Origin of the sequence: Dolichospermum sp. UHCC 0260 (assembly GCF_009711985.1) — a bacterium.
GTDB classification, from domain to species: domain Bacteria; phylum Cyanobacteriota; class Cyanobacteriia; order Cyanobacteriales; family Nostocaceae; genus Dolichospermum; species Dolichospermum lemmermannii.
In genome coordinates this window covers 38,104-54,768 of sequence record NZ_VIKZ01000042.1, presented here as the reverse complement: position 1 = coordinate 54,768, position 16,665 = coordinate 38,104, and the positions used below count along the sequence as shown (strand labels likewise).

Below are 16,665 nucleotides of genomic sequence, written 5' to 3'. Positions count from 1 at the left end.
ACTAATTATCGGCTTTGGAGCATTTAAAATCAAGTTATTAACTATTTTCCAGAATGCTCAACCCATGTTTAATGTTAACACATGATTAGTATAGTGTATTTGTATTGTTAGCGTTAATGTTAATCATTGGAGTATAATTAAGCGGTAAATAAGTTTTTACTGTTCCCAGGGAATAATTACTGTAAATGTTGTTCCTTGTCCTACTTGACTATCTAAGATAATTTTGCCTTTGTGCAAATCTACACATTTTTTCACTATGGATAATCCCAAACCTGTGCCAGAAATCGAACCGACGTTAGAGGCTCTATAAAAAGATGTAAATAAATTAACCTGATCTTTTTCAGGAATACCGATGCCACTATCGGTGATTTTAAAGATCAGTTGGTCATTTTCTTTTGTTAAATTAAAATCAACTAAAGTTTTTCCAGGTGAGTATTTAATGGCATTAGTCAGTAAATTAGTCAGAATCTGATGCAAGAGTTTTTGATCAAAATTAACAATTAGAGAACTGTCTGCAACTCCTGCGCCTAAGTTCCAAGAAAAGTCAATGGTATGGTGCTGACAAGTAGTTTCTATTTTCTTTTTGAGATCATGACAGAAAGCAATTATATCACTTAATTCTGGGTTAAATTCTATTTTTTCAGCTTCGGTGCGGTTGATAGTGAGGACATCGTCTAGAAGTTGAATCATCCGAGTAATAGTTTCTTGGATAGTCTTTAGGTGTCCCTGTTTATTTTCTGAAGTGAGGCGATCGCCAAAGTTTTGTAAAATGCTTGTAGATGAGGAGATAATGGTTAGAGGTGTGCGAAACTCATGGGATGACATTGTCATAAAGCGCGATTTCATTTCGCTAATAGCCTTTTGTTTTTTTAGTGCCTCAATTATCTCATTTTTAGCTTGTTTAATTGGAGATATATCCCTAATAATAGATGCTAAACTAGTGGTTTTTGCTGTTAGCTGATCCTTGATTAATAAAAAATAAGCGATACTATAAATGATTGTTCCTGTTTTCAAGTTACAAAATTTTAATTCTCCTTCCCAACTTCCTATTTCTAATACAGTTGGCAAAATCTGTGATTCAAATAAATTTCGCTCCTCTGGACAAAGATAATCTAATATATTTACTTCTGAATCATAATTTTCACTAATTAAACCGATCATTTTCTTCGCCGCATCATTCATAAAAATTGTTTCTCCATTAAGATTAGTAATAGTAATAAATTCTGAACTATTTTCCACTATCATGGCTAGTTTTTGTTGTTCTGATGCTAGTTTGTTGCGTTCTTTTTTCAATAAATTAATATGATCGATTAAAGCTATGGCTAAAAAAAATAATAAGCCAATTACTTGAAGACGAATAAATTCTTCAGTCAATGGATTGACAGAGAACCAACCAAGGTAGGTAGCACACAACATAGCTATACCTAATAAAAAGCAGCTAAATGCTAAAATAGCAAATCGAGCCGGAGTAAAACCTTTAGACCAGATGTAGAAACTAGCATAAATCATCACTATAGACATAATTATCAACAACAACATAATAATAATGATGCTATTACGAACAGGAAAATACCAATTAAATAAAGTATATCCCACACTAGTCCAGCGAAACCAATTCATGAGTTTGTAGAGTTGATAACTATAAACACGCACTTGCAAAAATGAGATAAAGAAGCTGGAATAGCCTACTAGAATAATGCATAGAAATATTAATAAAACAGGAATGTTATATCCAGGAAATTCTGGCCATAGATATTGGAAGGCCAAACCATATCTGATAAAAAACTGACCAGTCAGACCAATTAGGAAAAGAACGTAGTATTGGTAAACAACATCTTTTAATAAGCAAACCAGCAGTAAATTTATGATTACAAAACTCAATAAAATCCCATAAAATCCACCCAGTAATAGTTGCTGGGTAGAACCACTTTTATAGTAAGCAAGAGGTGTCCAGAGAATGACATCAATGGCTATAGTTCCCTGACTGGTATATCGCAAATAAATAGTCTTTTCTTCATCTACAGCTAAAGGGAGGATAAATATAAGCTTACGATCTGACAGTTCACGATTAGAAAAAGGCAGTAAGCGACCAATTTGTTTTTTAATCCAGGTATTTCCTTGAGGAATATATAATTCCACCTGATCCACATTATTAGGTGCGCCTTGAAGATACCATTCTGAGATGGCAGTGCTGTGATTTTGTAACTTTACCTTAGCCCAAATTGCAGATTTAGAGAAGCCCATATTCGGGATATCTGTATGACTGGGGGTAAATTTTTGTGGCTGTTGACTAACATCTGCTATTGTTAACTGTTGGGTTGGATCTTGGAAAATTTCCAGATATTTCCCTAATTTATATTGTTTTTGTTGATCATGTAATACTACGGTATTGCTTGTTTCTAAGGGATTATTAGTGTTATTAGGTGGGAACGTTCCCAACAACATTAGCACTCCCATCAGTGATAATAAAAACCATAATACAACTATAAAATACTTAGGTAAGTTCAATTCCTTATACATTTGTGATATTTGTAACATAGCACCCTCAAAATTTTAACAACTATATCCATCTCCAGTTAGAGGAAAATTGTCATCAGAAAACATAGCACGATTAGTATAATCGCTGCTAGTTTCTTGATCAAGAACTTCAATAACTTTGTGATAAATGTCTTGGGCTTCCTGGGGAGAATCACCAATACTTGTTAATCCCAATTTACCAAACTGGGAAAGGCAACCCATGAGATGAAATACCGTACCTGTTTCCGTGCCACTATCAAAATGTAGTCTATGGTGGGCGATAATATCCATTAAATCATTAGGTAATAATCCCTGATAACTAGCTTTTTGCAAATTGTCTGTGGCAATATAATATTTTGGTCTACCTTGTTGACTATAAAATAAACCCGTGGATAAATCATAACGACCATTAGTGAGGAATTTTAAAGTCATAAATGGGTGAGTTGTTCCCCCTTTACGAAGGTTAATTTCAATGGCTTGAATATCCCATTTACCATCACCTTTATCAACAGTCACAAAGTCAACTGCAAATCTTTCCAAAGCTCCTTTCTCTGCTAATTTTTTACCAACTCTTAAACCTAATTCCTGTAATTCACAGCGATAATTTGCATCTGCAGGAAAACGACAACCTATATAGATTTGTCCGTCTGGACCGCCTAAAATTTGGTCATGGGTAGAAATAATTTCTACCTCTCCATTGGGTGTAATTCTGCCTTGAACACTGGGAGAGTTTTTGATTTCTCCTTCGATAAAAGCTTCAACAATTGCCCCTAATTCGGGAATGCGCTGGGAAAAATTTGCCCAGGTTTCTTGTAAAGATTGAAAGCGTAAATTTAGAAAGCGATCGCTAATAGCTGCTACCCTGTGAATATGATCAGCTTTTCCCGGTGCAAAATCCATTATTTGTCTTAGATCTAAGAGTGCATTTCCCTCTCCTGAAAACCCTTCATTCAACTTAATTACCATTCTTTGTAATGTGGGTTGACGTTCCCACAAATCAGCCGCAGCATTGGCTAGATCGTTGGTATTTCTGACTAACTCACTACCGTCGGGAAGGGGGACATCACTTTCTTTGAAAATTTGTCTGCTGCCGCTTTTTGTTCCCCAAATTTGTAAATCTGGTGCAGCAGCATATAGAGGTACACCCAACTTTAGAGATAATTCCGATTCCCAAAAAGTAGAATTATAACAGACCATAAAAGCCTTATCTAACCGCAAAGCCTTGTGAATTCTTTCTAATAAGCGAGGACGTTCCAATATTTTTTGACTCAGAGGTTTTAAAGAAGAATCATAAGTAGAAAGTAATAATAACCGATGACGAGCATGAGAAAAAGGAATACCCGGAAGTAATTGCAGATAATAGTCAATAATGCTAGGATGAAGCGGCATTGAAGTCACATAAATCAACCTAGTGCGGGGATTTCGTAACCGCATTAACGAAAAAAGTAACCTTTCCTCATAATGCTCACAGCCTTCCACCTTGAGTAATTCCCGCTGATCTATACTCAAAGAAGGAATAATTAAAATATCCGCTTCACTATTATCGAATAACTCGCTAGTTTTCCAGCGATCGCGTAAAGTTAATTGTAAACTCCGAAATTTATCAACTTCCTGAAAATCATCAATATTTAGTGTCACCATATCCCCATACCCATACTACTTCCTTACCTAATATATACCCCAAGAGAGAGTGCAGATAAAGATTGTAAATGTATCGTTTTGTTAAATATAAAAATCTCCATCTCTTCATTCTCCACCTCTGCGACCTCTGCGCCTCTGCGGTTCGTTAAAAAAAATTACAGTTCACCACACAAACAAATGCCATATTAATTAATAAAAATTTCAGACTAAAGACAGATAAATAAATATTTAATAACTAATATAATTGCGAAATGGAAATAGATAAATATTAAAAAATCCACTTATGGCATCTCCAGAACCATTACATGATACAGAATTAGTAGATTGTGCTAGAGCAAACGCCAACCAGGGAATAGAAACCGCTGCGTGTCAGTGTGGTTATGGGGATGATATTAATACATTTGCTCAAGAATTACGCCAAGCTTGTGAAAAAATGAATTTGCAAGTTAAAGAACTCAAAGAATTGATTACCGATCAGGATATAATGTTAAAACTGGGTGCTGGAGAAATTATTGCCCCTGAAACAGCATCAGAACTTTGATACTGTCCTTTTGTAGCGAATTTTCAAATCATAAAAATTGCACTTTGTCAATTCTTTGACAAAAGAATATTACTTAAAGCCTGATAACTGCGTGTAGTGTCACCACAACATAGCGCAATTTGAGCAGAAAACAAATCAACTTATTTATTGATTTTATCCTCAAAAATGGTAAAATATATAGAAAAACAGACTTGTACTAGTACACAACGGCGTAAGTCAATCAACCATTAAAAATTTGACAAAAGCTTGTGTAATCTGCTTTTTTAATTTTTAATTTTTAATTTTTAATTCCGCACTGCGGTACTAGCTTCGGTCTCAATAGCAAAGGTTTAGAGATGTTGACTTCATCGGAAACTCCTATAATTGCAGCCATTGTGCTGATAGCGTCCGGCATTTTAGGCTGGGGCTTTTATCGCGCCAGACCTTTTGGTAAACTAGGCATCTTAGCCTGGTTACAATCCCTCGTTTTAATGACTCCCTGGCTTTTGTTCTTTGGATTATTTGCCGCTGGGATTTATATCAACATCGTTGGTATCTTATTCTTAGTGGTAGCTTCCGCTGGATTGTATATTTTCCTGGGTAGAAAATTACGGGACGCGGGACAAGATGCTATTCTCAAACAACGGGCAACAGAGCGACTCGCTGCCCAAACTGCAAGCGAAGGTGATAAAGACAGTTCAGTTGTAGTATCAGAACTACAATTAGCACCAACACCCATACCTGAAGCAGATTTAAGCCTAATTAGAGGCATTTTTGGCATTGACACATTTTTTGCCACCGAAACTATTCCCTACCAAGAAGGAGTAGTTTTTAAAGGCAACTTGCGCGGAGAACCAGAAGCCGTTCACAACCGACTGACGAAAACTTTACGAGAACGGTTAGATGATAAATATCGGCTGTTTTTGGTAGAAGATACTGACAGTAAACCTGTGATGATTGTTCTCCCTAGCCGCACAGACCCCCAACGCACCCAGTTAGCACAAAAAGCTTTTGCGGTGATCTTGTTGATAGCAACCATCGCTACCAGCTTAGAAGTGGGGGGTATATTACAGAATTTCGATTTATTCAGTAACCCCGAACGCTTTGCCGAAACCTTACCTATTGCCTTGGGTTTATTGGTAATTTTGATCTCTCACGAAGTGGGACATTGGCTATTAGCGCGTCGTCACCAAGTCAAATTAAGTTGGCCATTCTTTTTACCAGCGGTGCAAATTGGTTCTTTTGGGGCAATTACTCGGTTTGAGTCCCTTGTCCCTAGCCGGAATGCTTTATTTGATATTGCTTTGGCTGGACCGGCTTTTGGGGGGATTACTTCCCTACTATTACTGGTAATAGGATTGCTACTGTCCCACCCAGGGAGTTTATTTCAATTACCTAATCAGTTTTTTCAAGGTTCAATTTTAGTCGGTAGCTTGGCACGGGTTGTCCTCGGTTCGGCTTTACAATCTCCGTTGGTGAATATTCATCCTTTGGTAATTGTTGGTTGGTTAGGATTAGTCATTACTGCTTTGAATTTAATGCCCGCTGGACAATTGGACGGGGGGAGAATTGTACAAGCGATTTATGGACGCAAAACCGCAGGGAGAACCACTTTTGCGACGATAGTTTTACTGGCTATCGTATCATTAGGTAATCCTTTGGCGATGTATTGGGCAATTGTGATTTTGTTTTTACAACGGGATTTAGAACGTCCTAGTTTGAATGAAATCAGTGAACCAGATGATGCTAGAGCGGCTTTATGTCTTTTGGCTTTGTTTTTAATGATTGCTACTCTTTTACCTTTAACTCCGGCTTTAGCTGGGCGTTTGGGTATCGGTAGTTAGGAATTTTGGCGTTGCATAGAATTATGTTTCGCGCAAAGGCGCAAAGGAGCGAAGGCGCAAAGTTTATGCTTTTAAATTTTTCACTTTCATCCTTTAATTCTGCAACGCCAGATTTTCTTTACCAATTACCAATTATTTACGGTTTCCAATTTGCTAATAGGTTGGGGTAATTGGTTGGTGTGGGGAATATTTTTTGCCATGTTTGTTGACGTTGTTGGGGTTTTTCTTGACTCATGTTCCAGAGGGTTTCGTAGAAGAAGAAGGAAACACCAGCAAATTTTCTCTCTCGCACTTTCTCTATTTGGGTTTTGATTTGTTCCATTGGTACTGTGCGATTTTTTAACCCACTCAAAATCCCAATGCTGACGGGAATATGAGTTTGGGCTTGTTTAACTTCGGGATATTCTAATTCGCTGATAAAGACGTTTAAATCATTCCGATAAATTTGTAAAACTAGGTCTTCAATTATTCCCATTCTTTCCCATTTTTGCCAATCTGCAAGGAAATATTCGTAGGAAAAACGCTGGGGATTGGGAGCAACGGAAACGATACAATCTTTTTTATTTGCTTTAATTGCTGTAAAGACTCGTTTCATAAAGTCGGTGATTTTGTTCGCTCTCCAATTTACCCATTCTGGATCTTTGAAGTCTGCGGGAGGAAGTTTACCTTGATGTTCTTTTTTGTATAATGCTGTGGTGTAGGCATCATATCCTAGTTCTGATGGTAATCCAAAATGATCATCAAATTGAATCCCATCAATGTCATAGTTTTTGACTATTTCTATAATTAAATCTTGGATAAATTGTTGCACTTCTGGACGAAAGGGATTTAACCAAACTCGGTTATGTGTTCCTTCTTTGACTATTTTTGTGCCATCTCTGCGGTTTGTCAACCAAGTAGGACGATTTTTAGCGAGGAGAGAATCAGCAGGAGCCATAAAGCCAAATTCAAACCAGGGAATTACTGTTAAATTTTGTTTATGTCCCTCGGTGACTATTTCTTTGAGCATATCTCGCTTTTGCAGTCCGGGGGTAGGGTCAACTGCTTTACCAATAACTTTGGCTGCGACTTTGCTAGGATAAAGGGTATATCCCCAATTCCAGACGGCGGGATAAACGGTGTTAAAGTTGAGTTGGTGTAATGTTCGTAAACTTTGTTTTAGACGATTACTCTCAAATAAAACGTCACTATCAATATTTGTTAACCATACTCCCCGTAATTCTGTGGATTTAGGAATTTGAGCATTTAAGGGGAATGATAGCATGAAGAATGCAATCATACTCACGGTCATAATAGCTGCTAAAAATCCTAGTTTTTTAGTTTGACGTTCCCATTTTAAGAATATTTTTTTCATTGGTTATACAATTTTGGGTTGTTAAATTTAGTGTTTCGCGCAAAGACGCAAAGGAGCAAAGACGCAAAGGAAGAAAAAGATTAATTTGGAAATCATATCTACTTCTAGTCTATAACAAGAGATAGTTTTGAAAGGCTCTTCTAATAAGTAACTGTTCCTAAACAATCTTTGATAAATTCAATAATTATCTTAAAATCAACAAAATCCTCAGCCTGTTTTCTTTCTTCACATATCCATGTACAAAATTTCTTTTTTTGAAATTCTTGAATTTGGTTTTCTTCTCCATACTCTCCATATTTGGTTTTTTGTACATAAAATTCTTCTGTAAATAAATGATCAGGAAATAGATTTTCAATACCTTTTTTGACTTTTCGATTCTTTTGTTGAGGTATTTTTCTGATTTTCAATAATTCATGATCTTCATTAGATTTATCAGTATCACAGTCATAAATCAATAATACTTTTCTAGTTAAGAATTTAGGGTTAGAAAGAAGAACATCTCTAGTATTTTTCAAACCACCATCACCAGTATTTATACTTTTTCCTTTACCTATAGAAATTCCTACCCATTCAATATCAATTTGTGCTAAAATTTCCTTTTCCCCTAGCAATTTTAAGGCAGTTTTAATATAAATTGGGTCAGTTTCTCCTTCTGTTAAAACTAGAGGTTTAGTACCTTTTTCGACAGTAGCTTTAACTTCATCTTTAACAGAATTTATTTTTTTACAATAGTCATAAAACATTCTTTGACCATGAACAGACATCAGATAACTACAGTAGTCTTCCCAAACTTGAACAGACCAATGATCTAGTGTTTCTCGAAGGTATTTATAAGTAGGATTTTCTGAGCCATAACGATATTTTAAAAACTCATCAGGATAACTACGATCTGTATATGTACAAGCAGGTATATTATGACGTGCCATTATTCTTAATAAAGCAATTCCCTCTCCTTCCCACATTCTCAGGTGTTGAATGTCATAAGATAAATGAGCAGGATTAGAAGAACCTGCAACAACAATAATACAAAATCCTAAATATAAAGGATTAGGATTATTATATTCTCCTTTAAAATACCCTTTTTCAAACCCATCAATAATACTTTGTGCTTGATTGTCTTCTCTAAGATTATCAGTCCACCAATCAGGAATTTTTTGTGTATCATTAAATCCACGACCACACATGACCCAAAAACTACCTACAATATTTTTGGGATATTCTTCAAGTAATGATATTGCTCTTATCCAATTAGCCATACCAATTTCAGGTAAATGCACTGTCATTTTTAAATGTCCTGGTAAAAATAAAAATGTGATTTTATTCTATTAAACAACAAAATCAAACAAATAATGCGCCATTTCCAACTTAGAACAAGTCGGAATTTCCACCTCTCTCCCTTCTTTATCTAAAAACACCCCTTGATTATTATCAATAACTCAAAGTTTATGTTATAGTGTACTCAAGTGTACACAATTTGTCAATTCACTATTATGGACATCCAATCTGTAGGAATCAAAGAATTTCGTGCCAATTTACATAAGTACACACAACAAACATCTGAACCAATCGCAATTACTTCTCATGGAGTCCCAATAGGTTACTACATACCAACACAACCTACTCCTCAAAAACAAGATTTAATGGCTTTACAAGCAGCAGTCCAAAAAATCCAACAATTGCTGGAAACAAGAGGTATTAGTGAAGATGAATTATTTGCAGATTTCCAGAATGCTAAAGAAAGTACAATATAACGATGAGAAAGTTAATTGTTCTGGATACTAATATTCTGATTCGGGCAATATTAGCAGAACGTGTTCCCAACTTATTAGACAAATATCATTATAACTGTAGTTTTGTTACTCCCGCTTCTTGCTATGATGAGCTAAATGAGCATTTACCCAAAATTTTACAAAAACGGAATCTTCCTTTAGATCCATTCTTAGATGCTATTGAGAAACTAACAAAGGTAGTCATACCAATAGCTGATGAAATTTATAGTGAATATGAGTATGATGCTAAACGGCGAATACAAGAAAGAGATATAAAAGACTGGACAATAGTTGCGCTTTCTCTGTCTTTAAATTGTCCAATATGGACGGAAGATCAAGATTTTTTTGGAATTGGGATTGCTACATGGAACACTCGAAATGTAGAGATTTATTTAAGTAGTAATTAATTCTGTAGTGGTTGGCATAACGATATAATTTTATTCCATTAAACAACAAAATCAAACAAATAATGCGCCATTTCCAATTTAGAACAAGTCGGAATTTCTAACTCTCTCCCTTCTTTATCTAAAAACACCGCTTGATTATGATCACTCCCAAAACCACTGTCAACTTTATCAATAGGATTTGCGACAATTGCATCTAATTTCTTTCTTTGCAATTTTTCCCGCGCAGGAGTAATAATATCCCCAGTTTGTGCTGCAAAACCAATTAAATATTGATGAGGTTGTTTGCGATTTCCGATTTCAGCAACAATATCCGGTACTGCTGCTAGAGGAAGATTTTCAGGAAGCGATCGCTTGGGCAATTTTTCGCTACTATAATCTCTAGGCTTTACGTCTGCAACTGCGGCTGACATAATAATGATATCTGCATTGGTTAAATGCTTGAACATTACCTGCTGCATTTGGTCTGCACTCACAACCGGAATTGCTTCTACTCCCAAAGGTACATCCCAATTCGCCGGACAATGGACTAATATTACCTTTGCCCCTCTGTGCAGTGCAGCCTGTGCCAATGCTAAACCCATTTTACCAGTGGAGGGATTGCCAATAAATCGCACCGGATCTAAATATTCTCGCGTTCCCCCAGCACTGATTAAAACCTGTTTCCCGGCTAAATCTCTCTTGCCTTGGGTGTGTAATAAAGATTGAATATAAACAAATATTTCTGCCGCTTCTGCCATTCTACCAGCACCAATGCGATCGCACGCCAACAACCCAGAACCTGTTTCCATACCATAAAATCTGCTATCTGTCAATAGATGCTGCCAATTTCTTTGTACTGCTACCTGTTGCCACATATCTGTATTCATGGCAGGTGCTAACAACACCGGACAGGTAGAAGCGAGAACCGTATTTGTTAGCAAATTATCCGCCATTCCATAAGCTAACTTAGCCAAAGTATTAGCAGTTAAAGGCGCAATTACAATTAAATCAGCCCATTCACCTAACTCAATATGCAAAGGACGAGAATAAATGGGCTGCCAAAAATTATCATCTGTATAAGCTTGATGACGGGATAAAGTAGATAAAGTTAAAGGAGTAATAAATTCTTGGGCAGATTTAGTGAGAATAACTCGCACTTCTAGACCCGATTTGAACAGTGTAGATACCAATTCACAGACTTTATAGGCGGCTATACCACCGCCTGCACAGATAATAACCCGTTTAGATTTGAGATTTGTAAATGATGGCATTTTGGGGCAAAATTCCGATTACCTTTGATTTTAGCCCGTCCCACCCAATCTAAAATCCCTGGTACACAACGGCGCAAGTAAACCAACCATTAAAAATTTGCAAAAGCTTGTGTAATCTGCTTTTTTAATTTTTAATTATTAATTTTTAATTCCGCCCTCCGGTGTTAGGCTTCGTCGTAAGCTTCTAAATCTAAGAGGTGGATATAGGCTTCAACTAACTCTGGACGCTGAAAAGCAATTGCTCGCAGTAGATGCCAATCATTTAAACCCTCAAAAGCATTACTATAATTATCTAATTCCAGACGTGTAGCCAAATCTTTTACCTCTGTCGCTGTCATAGCAGAAATTTCTGTTTTGGAAATGCTTAGAGTTTTCATAATGCTTGCCCCTCCCTTTTGCAGCGCTTACATTCAGCTGAGGGTGGAGTTGATTCCACCTTTACTATCTTACTCATTAACGAGCATTAAATTTGTAAAAATTCTTGTGAATTTCACCGGAATTGTAAAAATTCTGTAACTAAAGCTGACCAATTGTGTTGACAACAAAAGTTCGTAGCACTTCTAGCATTTGGAAATTAATTTCATGTCCCATGGCAAATTCATGATATTCCACTGCTACTCCTAGAGACTGTGCCACATCTCTCGACTTAATTGCAGCTTGGAGAGGAACAACTTCATCCTGTGTCCCGTGCATGATTAATGTTGGCGGAAAATTGCCTTGATTCAGCGTTGCCACACTAGGATGTAAATAGCCACTTATCACTACTAACCCTGCCAAGGGTAAGCTTAATCCTACATCTAAAGTCATCGCCCCACCTTGAGAAAATCCGCTCAAAATTGTGCGTGATAACGGTACACCTGTATTACTTTCTAAAGAGAGCAACCAATCTATCAGTAGTTGTTTACTTTCATTTAATCCATCATACATATTTTCCGTCCGCAGGTCATACCATGCCCTACCTGTATCAGCATAAGGATAAGGATAGGGGGCATTGGGGAGTAAAAATTCGTAATCAGGTAAATTGACATGAGGGATTAAAGATGCAACATCCTGGGCATTTGCACCCCAGCCATGTAAAGTGACGATTAAAGCGTCTGGTGTTTGGCCTGTTGGTGGAGAAACTCTGATAAAATCTAATTTTTGAGTCATGAATTATTGATAAAATAATTAAAGCAGTTACATTATATCTATCTTCGTAACTTTGCTACTAATAATATTCATAAACATCAAAAACTGGAATGACTAGATTTATTCACGATCAATTTTCTAAAGATTACCTGGAAGAATTACTGAAAAATTATGGAGAAGTCCAAGCACCCAGTCGGGTTGCGGGAGAAGTACGAGAAATTGACGTTTTATTTTTACCATTTCCCAACCAAAGTGCTAATTTAGAAGTTTTAGGATTATTGGGTAGATTAGCATCAACACCCGCCATTTTTGAACCATTTCGTAACCCAGCTTCAAAAGAAGAAATCACAGATTGTTTGTTAAAATTATTAGAAGTTAAAGGAGCATTACAACGAAAAGCTAATCGAAATAAAACCCAAATTATTGAAGAAGAAATTCCCAAATTGTGGATTCTTACACCAACAGCATCAACAACATTATTATCAGGATTTGGAGCAGTTGAAAAGACAGATTATTGTCCAGGAATATATTTTTTAGCTGATTATTTGCGAACAGCAATTGTAGTGATTCATCAATTACCGCGTACACCAGAAACTTTGTGGTTAAGAGTTCTAGGACGTGGTACAGTTCAGAAACAAGCAATTGATGAATTAATTTCGCTACCAGAAAATTATCCATTTTATCAAGTTATGTTAGAATTGCTTTATAACCTCCAACAGAACTTGAGAATAAATCAAAATTCAGAACCAGAAGATAGGGAGTTGATTATGCGATTAGCACCACTTTATCAACAAGACCGGGAAAGAGCAATCCAAGAAGGAATAGAAAGAGGACTACAAAGAGGAATAGAAAGAGGAATAGAAAAAGGACTGGAACAAGGACTGGAACAAGGACTGGAACAAGGAGCGCAAAGAGAACAAAAATTAATTCTTCGTTTGCTTAATCGGCGGTTTGGTGAAATTTCATTATCCTTAATTGAGCAAATTAAAAAATTATCCATTGAACAATTGGAAACTTTGGGAGAAGCATTATTAGATTTTAAAGAAGTGGCTGATTTAGTAACTTGGTTAAACCAAAAGGAAGAAACAACAAACGAGTCAAAATAAGTTGTAGGGTGCGTTAGAACCCAAGTTCGTAACGCACCAAAACCATGACTAATCTCTCGCTGTCGGATTAACCTACATAAGTTTACCGATGGGAATAGTCCGCCGCTGACTGCTATTTTTAAACAAAGAAGCTATTAACAGAAATGGCTCCTAATGCGGGAAGTGTACCACTATAACCTGTGATATTGACTAACAGATCGTTATTTGACTGAAAACCAGCAGTATTATCATTAATCACAAGATAGCTTCCAGCAATTCCCGCAGTTGTGACTTGAACTAATGCCGCACTATTTACTTCTAATACTTGATTACCTGTTATCGCTCCATTAGCATCAGTAAATACGCTATTGACAACATTTTGTAAAGTGGTTGCGATGCTGTTTGCTGCACGGCTAAAGTTAGTGGGGGCGTTTATAGCAAGCCCAGTTTGAGTCAATAGGTCAATTCTATCAGTGCCAATGGCAAAGTCGGTAATGCGATCGCTGTTAGAAACCAGAGATTGTCCAAATTGGAAAACAAAAGTATCAATTCCTGTTCCTCCTGTAAGAGCATCTTTGTCAATACCACCATTGAGGGTGTCATTCCCAGTTCCACCACTAAGAATATCATTACCTGTACCGCCATCTAAGATGTTGTTGCCAGTGTTACCTGTAATTGTATTAACAAAGACATTCCCTGTTCCGCTAATGTCAGCAGTTCCAGTTAAGGTAAGGTTTTCAACATTACTAACAAGGGCATTAGCAAGGCTAAAGGTAACGCTACTTTGAATAGTATCAGTACCAACACCACCATCAATCAAGTCGGTAACAGTATCAACAACAAAAGTGTCGTTACCTAAACCACCAATCAAGGTATCAATGCCCGCACCGCCATTAAGTACATCGTTGCCATCTCCTCCATCTAAGATGTTGTTGGCAGTGTTACCTGTAATGATATTAGCTAAGGCATTACCTGTTCCGTTAATGGCAGTTGTACCAGTTAATGTCAGGTTTTCGACATTAGCGGGTAAGGTACGAGTAATTGAGGTTGGCAGGGTATCGGTAATGGTGACTTCGCCAATGCTGTTATCGGGATCGAGAGCGGCGTTGACGGGATTGCTTCTTATTCGTGCTAATTGCATAAGCACCATTCGCAGTTCCCAAAACACTATTACTTACTACTTCAATTTGGGGAAACTGACTAAAACTTCCATTTTGCCATTGCAATTTAAACTTTACCGCCGTTGTCAAATCATAACTTGAACCAAAAACTGTATCAAAAAGACTCCAGAAATTGCCCAGATTAGCAAAATTTGTCAGTTGGGCATAAACAGACGCGAGACTGGGAATAAAAAAGCTAGTCATATTAAATCACATTAAAAAAAGTTTAAACTTTCACATTTTAAAACTTAATCAACTATTTTGCATTTGCAACCCAAAAATGTAACCTTTTTTTAACCAACGTTCACCAGAGAATCAGGGTTTCTGCGATCCGCAAAACCAGCTATTATGAAGATGTGAATTTTGATTTACAATCAAACCCGGAATAATCTACAATCTTATAGTCCAAAGGAATCTGGGGAATTATGGCGCGTTTAGCCCTGCTGAGTGTATCTAATAAAACTGGTGTAGGCGATTTAGCCCGGAGTTTATTTGAAGAATTTGGCTTTGATATCATCAGCAGTGGGGGAACAGCCAAAACCCTGAAAGATGCTGGCATACCAGTCACAAAAGTTTCTGATTATACAGGTTCACCGGAAATTTTAGGCGGTCGGGTGAAAACTCTTCATCCTCGCATTCATGGCGGTATTTTAGCACGGCGGGATGTCGAACAAGATATAACAGATTTAGAAAATAATCAAATTCGACCCATTGATTTGGTAGTTGTGAATCTTTATCCTTTTGCGGAAACTATTGCTAAACCAGGAGTTACCCTAGCTGACGCAGTGGAACAAATTGATATTGGTGGCCCGGCAATGTTAAGGGCTTCATCTAAAAATTACGCCCATTTGACGGTATTATGTGATCCTGCCCAATATGGCGAGTATTTGCAAGAATTACGCCAAAATGGAGCAGCATCTTTAGAGTTTCGCCAAAAATGCGCGTTAAAAGGATTTTTGCACACTGCTAGTTATGATCATGCCATTGCTGCCTATTTAGCTGGCACACAAACCCAAGAATTTACTATTTCCGGTACACAACTCCAATCTTTGCGTTATGGGGAAAATCCTCACCAACCCGCAGCATGGTATCAAACAGGAAATGAAGCTACAGGTTGGGCTGCGGCCACCAAACTGCAAGGGAAGGAACTTAGCTACAATAATTTGGTAGATTTGGAAGCTGCACGGCGGATAATTGCTGAATTTACAGATAGTCCCGCAGCGACAATTATCAAACATACTAATCCCTGTGGAACTGCGGAAGCACCAGACATTTTTGACGCTTATCAAAAAGCTTTTAATGCTGATTCCACCTCTGCTTTTGGCGGAATTGTCGCTTTAAACCGTCCTATTGATGCAGCCACAGCGACGGAATTAACTAAGACATTCCTAGAGTGCGTGGTTGCTCCTGGTTGTGACGAAGCAGCCCAGGAAATTTTAACTAAAAAAGGTAATGTCCGAGTTTTGATTTTACCAGATTTATTGACTGGACCAAAAGAAACTGTGAAAGTAGTAGCAGGTGGGTTTTTAGTCCAATCTGCTGATGATATCATTGCTGATCCTAGTCAATGGCAAGTTGTCACGGAGCGTCAACCCACCCCCAGTGAGTTAGCGGAATTACTATTTGCCTGGAAAGTTTGCAAACACGTTAAATCCAATGCTATCGTGATTGCGAGCGATCGCACAACCTTGGGTATAGGCGCTGGACAAATGAACCGCGTTGGTTCGACAAAAATCGCTATCGAACAAGCTGGAGAAAAAGCCCAAGGAGCATTTCTCGCTAGTGACGGCTTCTTCCCCTTCGATGATACCGTCAGAGCCGCAGCAGCAGCCGGAATTACTGCCATTGTCCAACCAGGGGGAAGTCTCAAAGATAAAGACTCTATCAAAGCCGCTAATGAACTGGGTTTACTCATGGTTGTCACTGGTGTCAGGCACTTTTTACATTAGGTTAGTGGTCAGTGGTTAGTAGGGGCGAAGCATTTGGAAGA

Annotated in this window: 15 protein-coding genes; 6 read left to right on the top strand and 9 right to left on the bottom strand. The window is 37.4% G+C overall.

Annotated features, from left to right (window positions below):
• Positions 1–156 precede the first annotated feature (156 nt).
• Entirely contained in the window at positions 157–2,538 is a 2,382-nt protein-coding gene (locus FJR08_RS16155) for a 7TM-DISM domain-containing protein (RefSeq protein WP_168633854.1), read from the bottom strand.
• A gap of 15 nt (positions 2,539–2,553) precedes the next feature.
• Complete coding sequence (locus FJR08_RS16150) at positions 2,554–4,158, bottom strand: peptide ligase PGM1-related protein (protein WP_168633853.1); 1,605 nt, start codon at positions 4,156–4,158, stop codon at positions 2,554–2,556.
• 283 nt (positions 4,159–4,441) lie between these two features.
• Between FJR08_RS16150 and FJR08_RS16145 the strand changes: the two genes are divergently transcribed.
• On the top strand, positions 4,442–4,699 hold the full coding sequence (locus FJR08_RS16145) for a hypothetical protein (protein WP_015078546.1): 258 nt from the start codon (positions 4,442–4,444) through the stop codon (positions 4,697–4,699).
• A 335-nt stretch (positions 4,700–5,034) separates the two neighbouring features.
• A complete protein-coding gene (locus FJR08_RS16140) occupies positions 5,035–6,522 on the top strand; it encodes a site-2 protease family protein (protein ID WP_015078547.1) in 1,488 nt (495 codons plus the stop codon).
• 136 nt (positions 6,523–6,658) lie between these two features.
• Here the strand turns inward: FJR08_RS16140 and FJR08_RS16135 are convergent, their stop codons facing one another.
• Positions 6,659–7,876, bottom strand: a complete 1,218-nt coding sequence (locus tag FJR08_RS16135) for a glycoside hydrolase family 10 protein (protein ID WP_168633852.1) — start codon at positions 7,874–7,876, stop codon at positions 6,659–6,661.
• A gap of 140 nt (positions 7,877–8,016) precedes the next feature.
• Positions 8,017–9,159, bottom strand: coding sequence for a hypothetical protein (locus FJR08_RS16130; RefSeq protein ID WP_168633851.1), 1,143 nt, complete (start codon positions 9,157–9,159; stop codon positions 8,017–8,019).
• Between the two features lie 207 nt (positions 9,160–9,366).
• Between FJR08_RS16130 and FJR08_RS16125 the strand changes: the two genes are divergently transcribed.
• Together FJR08_RS16125 and FJR08_RS16120 are read left to right on the top strand one after the other, a co-directional pair.
• Positions 9,367–9,627 (top strand): type II toxin-antitoxin system Phd/YefM family antitoxin, encoded by a 261-nt coding sequence (locus FJR08_RS16125; RefSeq protein WP_168633850.1) that lies wholly within the window; start codon positions 9,367–9,369, stop codon positions 9,625–9,627.
• Between the two features lie 2 nt (positions 9,628–9,629).
• A complete protein-coding gene (locus FJR08_RS16120) occupies positions 9,630–10,052 on the top strand; it encodes a PIN domain-containing protein (RefSeq protein WP_168633849.1) in 423 nt (140 codons plus the stop codon).
• Between the two features lie 38 nt (positions 10,053–10,090).
• On the opposite strand, the gene coaBC is transcribed toward FJR08_RS16120, so the two are convergent.
• From coaBC to FJR08_RS16105, 3 genes are all read right to left on the bottom strand, one after another.
• On the bottom strand, positions 10,091–11,302 hold the full coding sequence (gene coaBC, locus FJR08_RS16115; protein WP_168633848.1) for a bifunctional phosphopantothenoylcysteine decarboxylase/phosphopantothenate--cysteine ligase CoaBC: 1,212 nt from the start codon (positions 11,300–11,302) through the stop codon (positions 10,091–10,093).
• A gap of 164 nt (positions 11,303–11,466) precedes the next feature.
• Positions 11,467–11,679 carry a DUF2555 domain-containing protein gene (locus tag FJR08_RS16110; protein ID WP_015078552.1) on the bottom strand — a complete coding sequence of 71 codons (213 nt, stop codon included), beginning with the start codon at positions 11,677–11,679 and terminating at the stop codon, positions 11,467–11,469.
• A 139-nt stretch (positions 11,680–11,818) separates the two neighbouring features.
• Positions 11,819–12,451 (bottom strand): alpha/beta hydrolase, encoded by a 633-nt coding sequence (locus FJR08_RS16105; protein ID WP_168633847.1) that lies wholly within the window; start codon positions 12,449–12,451, stop codon positions 11,819–11,821.
• 89 nt (positions 12,452–12,540) lie between these two features.
• Here FJR08_RS16105 and FJR08_RS16100 point away from each other — a divergent pair, with 89 nt between their 5' ends.
• Positions 12,541–13,536, top strand: coding sequence for a DUF4351 domain-containing protein (locus FJR08_RS16100; RefSeq protein ID WP_168633846.1), 996 nt, complete (start codon positions 12,541–12,543; stop codon positions 13,534–13,536).
• 118 nt (positions 13,537–13,654) lie between these two features.
• Here the strand turns inward: FJR08_RS16100 and FJR08_RS16095 are convergent, their stop codons facing one another.
• Both FJR08_RS16095 and FJR08_RS16090 read right to left on the bottom strand, forming a co-directional pair.
• Positions 13,655–14,656, bottom strand: coding sequence for a calcium-binding protein (locus FJR08_RS16095; protein WP_254435778.1), 1,002 nt, complete (start codon positions 14,654–14,656; stop codon positions 13,655–13,657).
• Positions 14,601–14,879 (bottom strand): hypothetical protein, encoded by a 279-nt coding sequence (locus FJR08_RS16090; protein ID WP_168633844.1) that lies wholly within the window; start codon positions 14,877–14,879, stop codon positions 14,601–14,603. The genes FJR08_RS16095 and FJR08_RS16090 overlap by 56 nt, the downstream gene beginning before the upstream one ends.
• A gap of 221 nt (positions 14,880–15,100) precedes the next feature.
• Between FJR08_RS16090 and purH the strand changes: the two genes are divergently transcribed.
• Positions 15,101–16,624, top strand: coding sequence for a bifunctional phosphoribosylaminoimidazolecarboxamide formyltransferase/IMP cyclohydrolase (purH, locus tag FJR08_RS16085; RefSeq protein WP_168633843.1), 1,524 nt, complete (start codon positions 15,101–15,103; stop codon positions 16,622–16,624).
• The last annotated feature ends 41 nt before the right edge of the window (positions 16,625–16,665 follow it).

What these genes read in the sequence shown, in the direction of transcription:
- FJR08_RS16095 (WP_254435778.1), bottom strand. Translation starts at nt 14,656, where the DNA reads ATGCAATTAGCACGAATAAGAAGCAATCCCGTCAACGCCGCTCTCGAT.
- purH (WP_168633843.1), top strand. Translation starts at nt 15,101, where the DNA reads ATGGCGCGTTTAGCCCTGCTGAGTGTATCTAATAAAACTGGTGTAGGC.
- FJR08_RS16100 (WP_168633846.1), top strand. Translation starts at nt 12,541, where the DNA reads ATGACTAGATTTATTCACGATCAATTTTCTAAAGATTACCTGGAAGAA.
- FJR08_RS16120 (WP_168633849.1), top strand. Translation starts at nt 9,630, where the DNA reads ATGAGAAAGTTAATTGTTCTGGATACTAATATTCTGATTCGGGCAATA.
- coaBC (WP_168633848.1), bottom strand. Translation starts at nt 11,302, where the DNA reads ATGCCATCATTTACAAATCTCAAATCTAAACGGGTTATTATCTGTGCA.
- FJR08_RS16090 (WP_168633844.1), bottom strand. Translation starts at nt 14,879, where the DNA reads ATGACTAGCTTTTTTATTCCCAGTCTCGCGTCTGTTTATGCCCAACTG.
- FJR08_RS16125 (WP_168633850.1), top strand. Translation starts at nt 9,367, where the DNA reads ATGGACATCCAATCTGTAGGAATCAAAGAATTTCGTGCCAATTTACAT.
- FJR08_RS16130 (WP_168633851.1), bottom strand. Translation starts at nt 9,159, where the DNA reads ATGACAGTGCATTTACCTGAAATTGGTATGGCTAATTGGATAAGAGCA.
- FJR08_RS16135 (WP_168633852.1), bottom strand. Translation starts at nt 7,876, where the DNA reads ATGAAAAAAATATTCTTAAAATGGGAACGTCAAACTAAAAAACTAGGA.
- FJR08_RS16105 (WP_168633847.1), bottom strand. Translation starts at nt 12,451, where the DNA reads ATGACTCAAAAATTAGATTTTATCAGAGTTTCTCCACCAACAGGCCAA.
- FJR08_RS16150 (WP_168633853.1), bottom strand. Translation starts at nt 4,158, where the DNA reads ATGGTGACACTAAATATTGATGATTTTCAGGAAGTTGATAAATTTCGG.
- FJR08_RS16155 (WP_168633854.1), bottom strand. Translation starts at nt 2,538, where the DNA reads ATGTTACAAATATCACAAATGTATAAGGAATTGAACTTACCTAAGTAT.
- FJR08_RS16140 (WP_015078547.1), top strand. Translation starts at nt 5,035, where the DNA reads ATGTTGACTTCATCGGAAACTCCTATAATTGCAGCCATTGTGCTGATA.
- FJR08_RS16110 (WP_015078552.1), bottom strand. Translation starts at nt 11,679, where the DNA reads ATGAAAACTCTAAGCATTTCCAAAACAGAAATTTCTGCTATGACAGCG.
- FJR08_RS16145 (WP_015078546.1), top strand. Translation starts at nt 4,442, where the DNA reads ATGGCATCTCCAGAACCATTACATGATACAGAATTAGTAGATTGTGCT.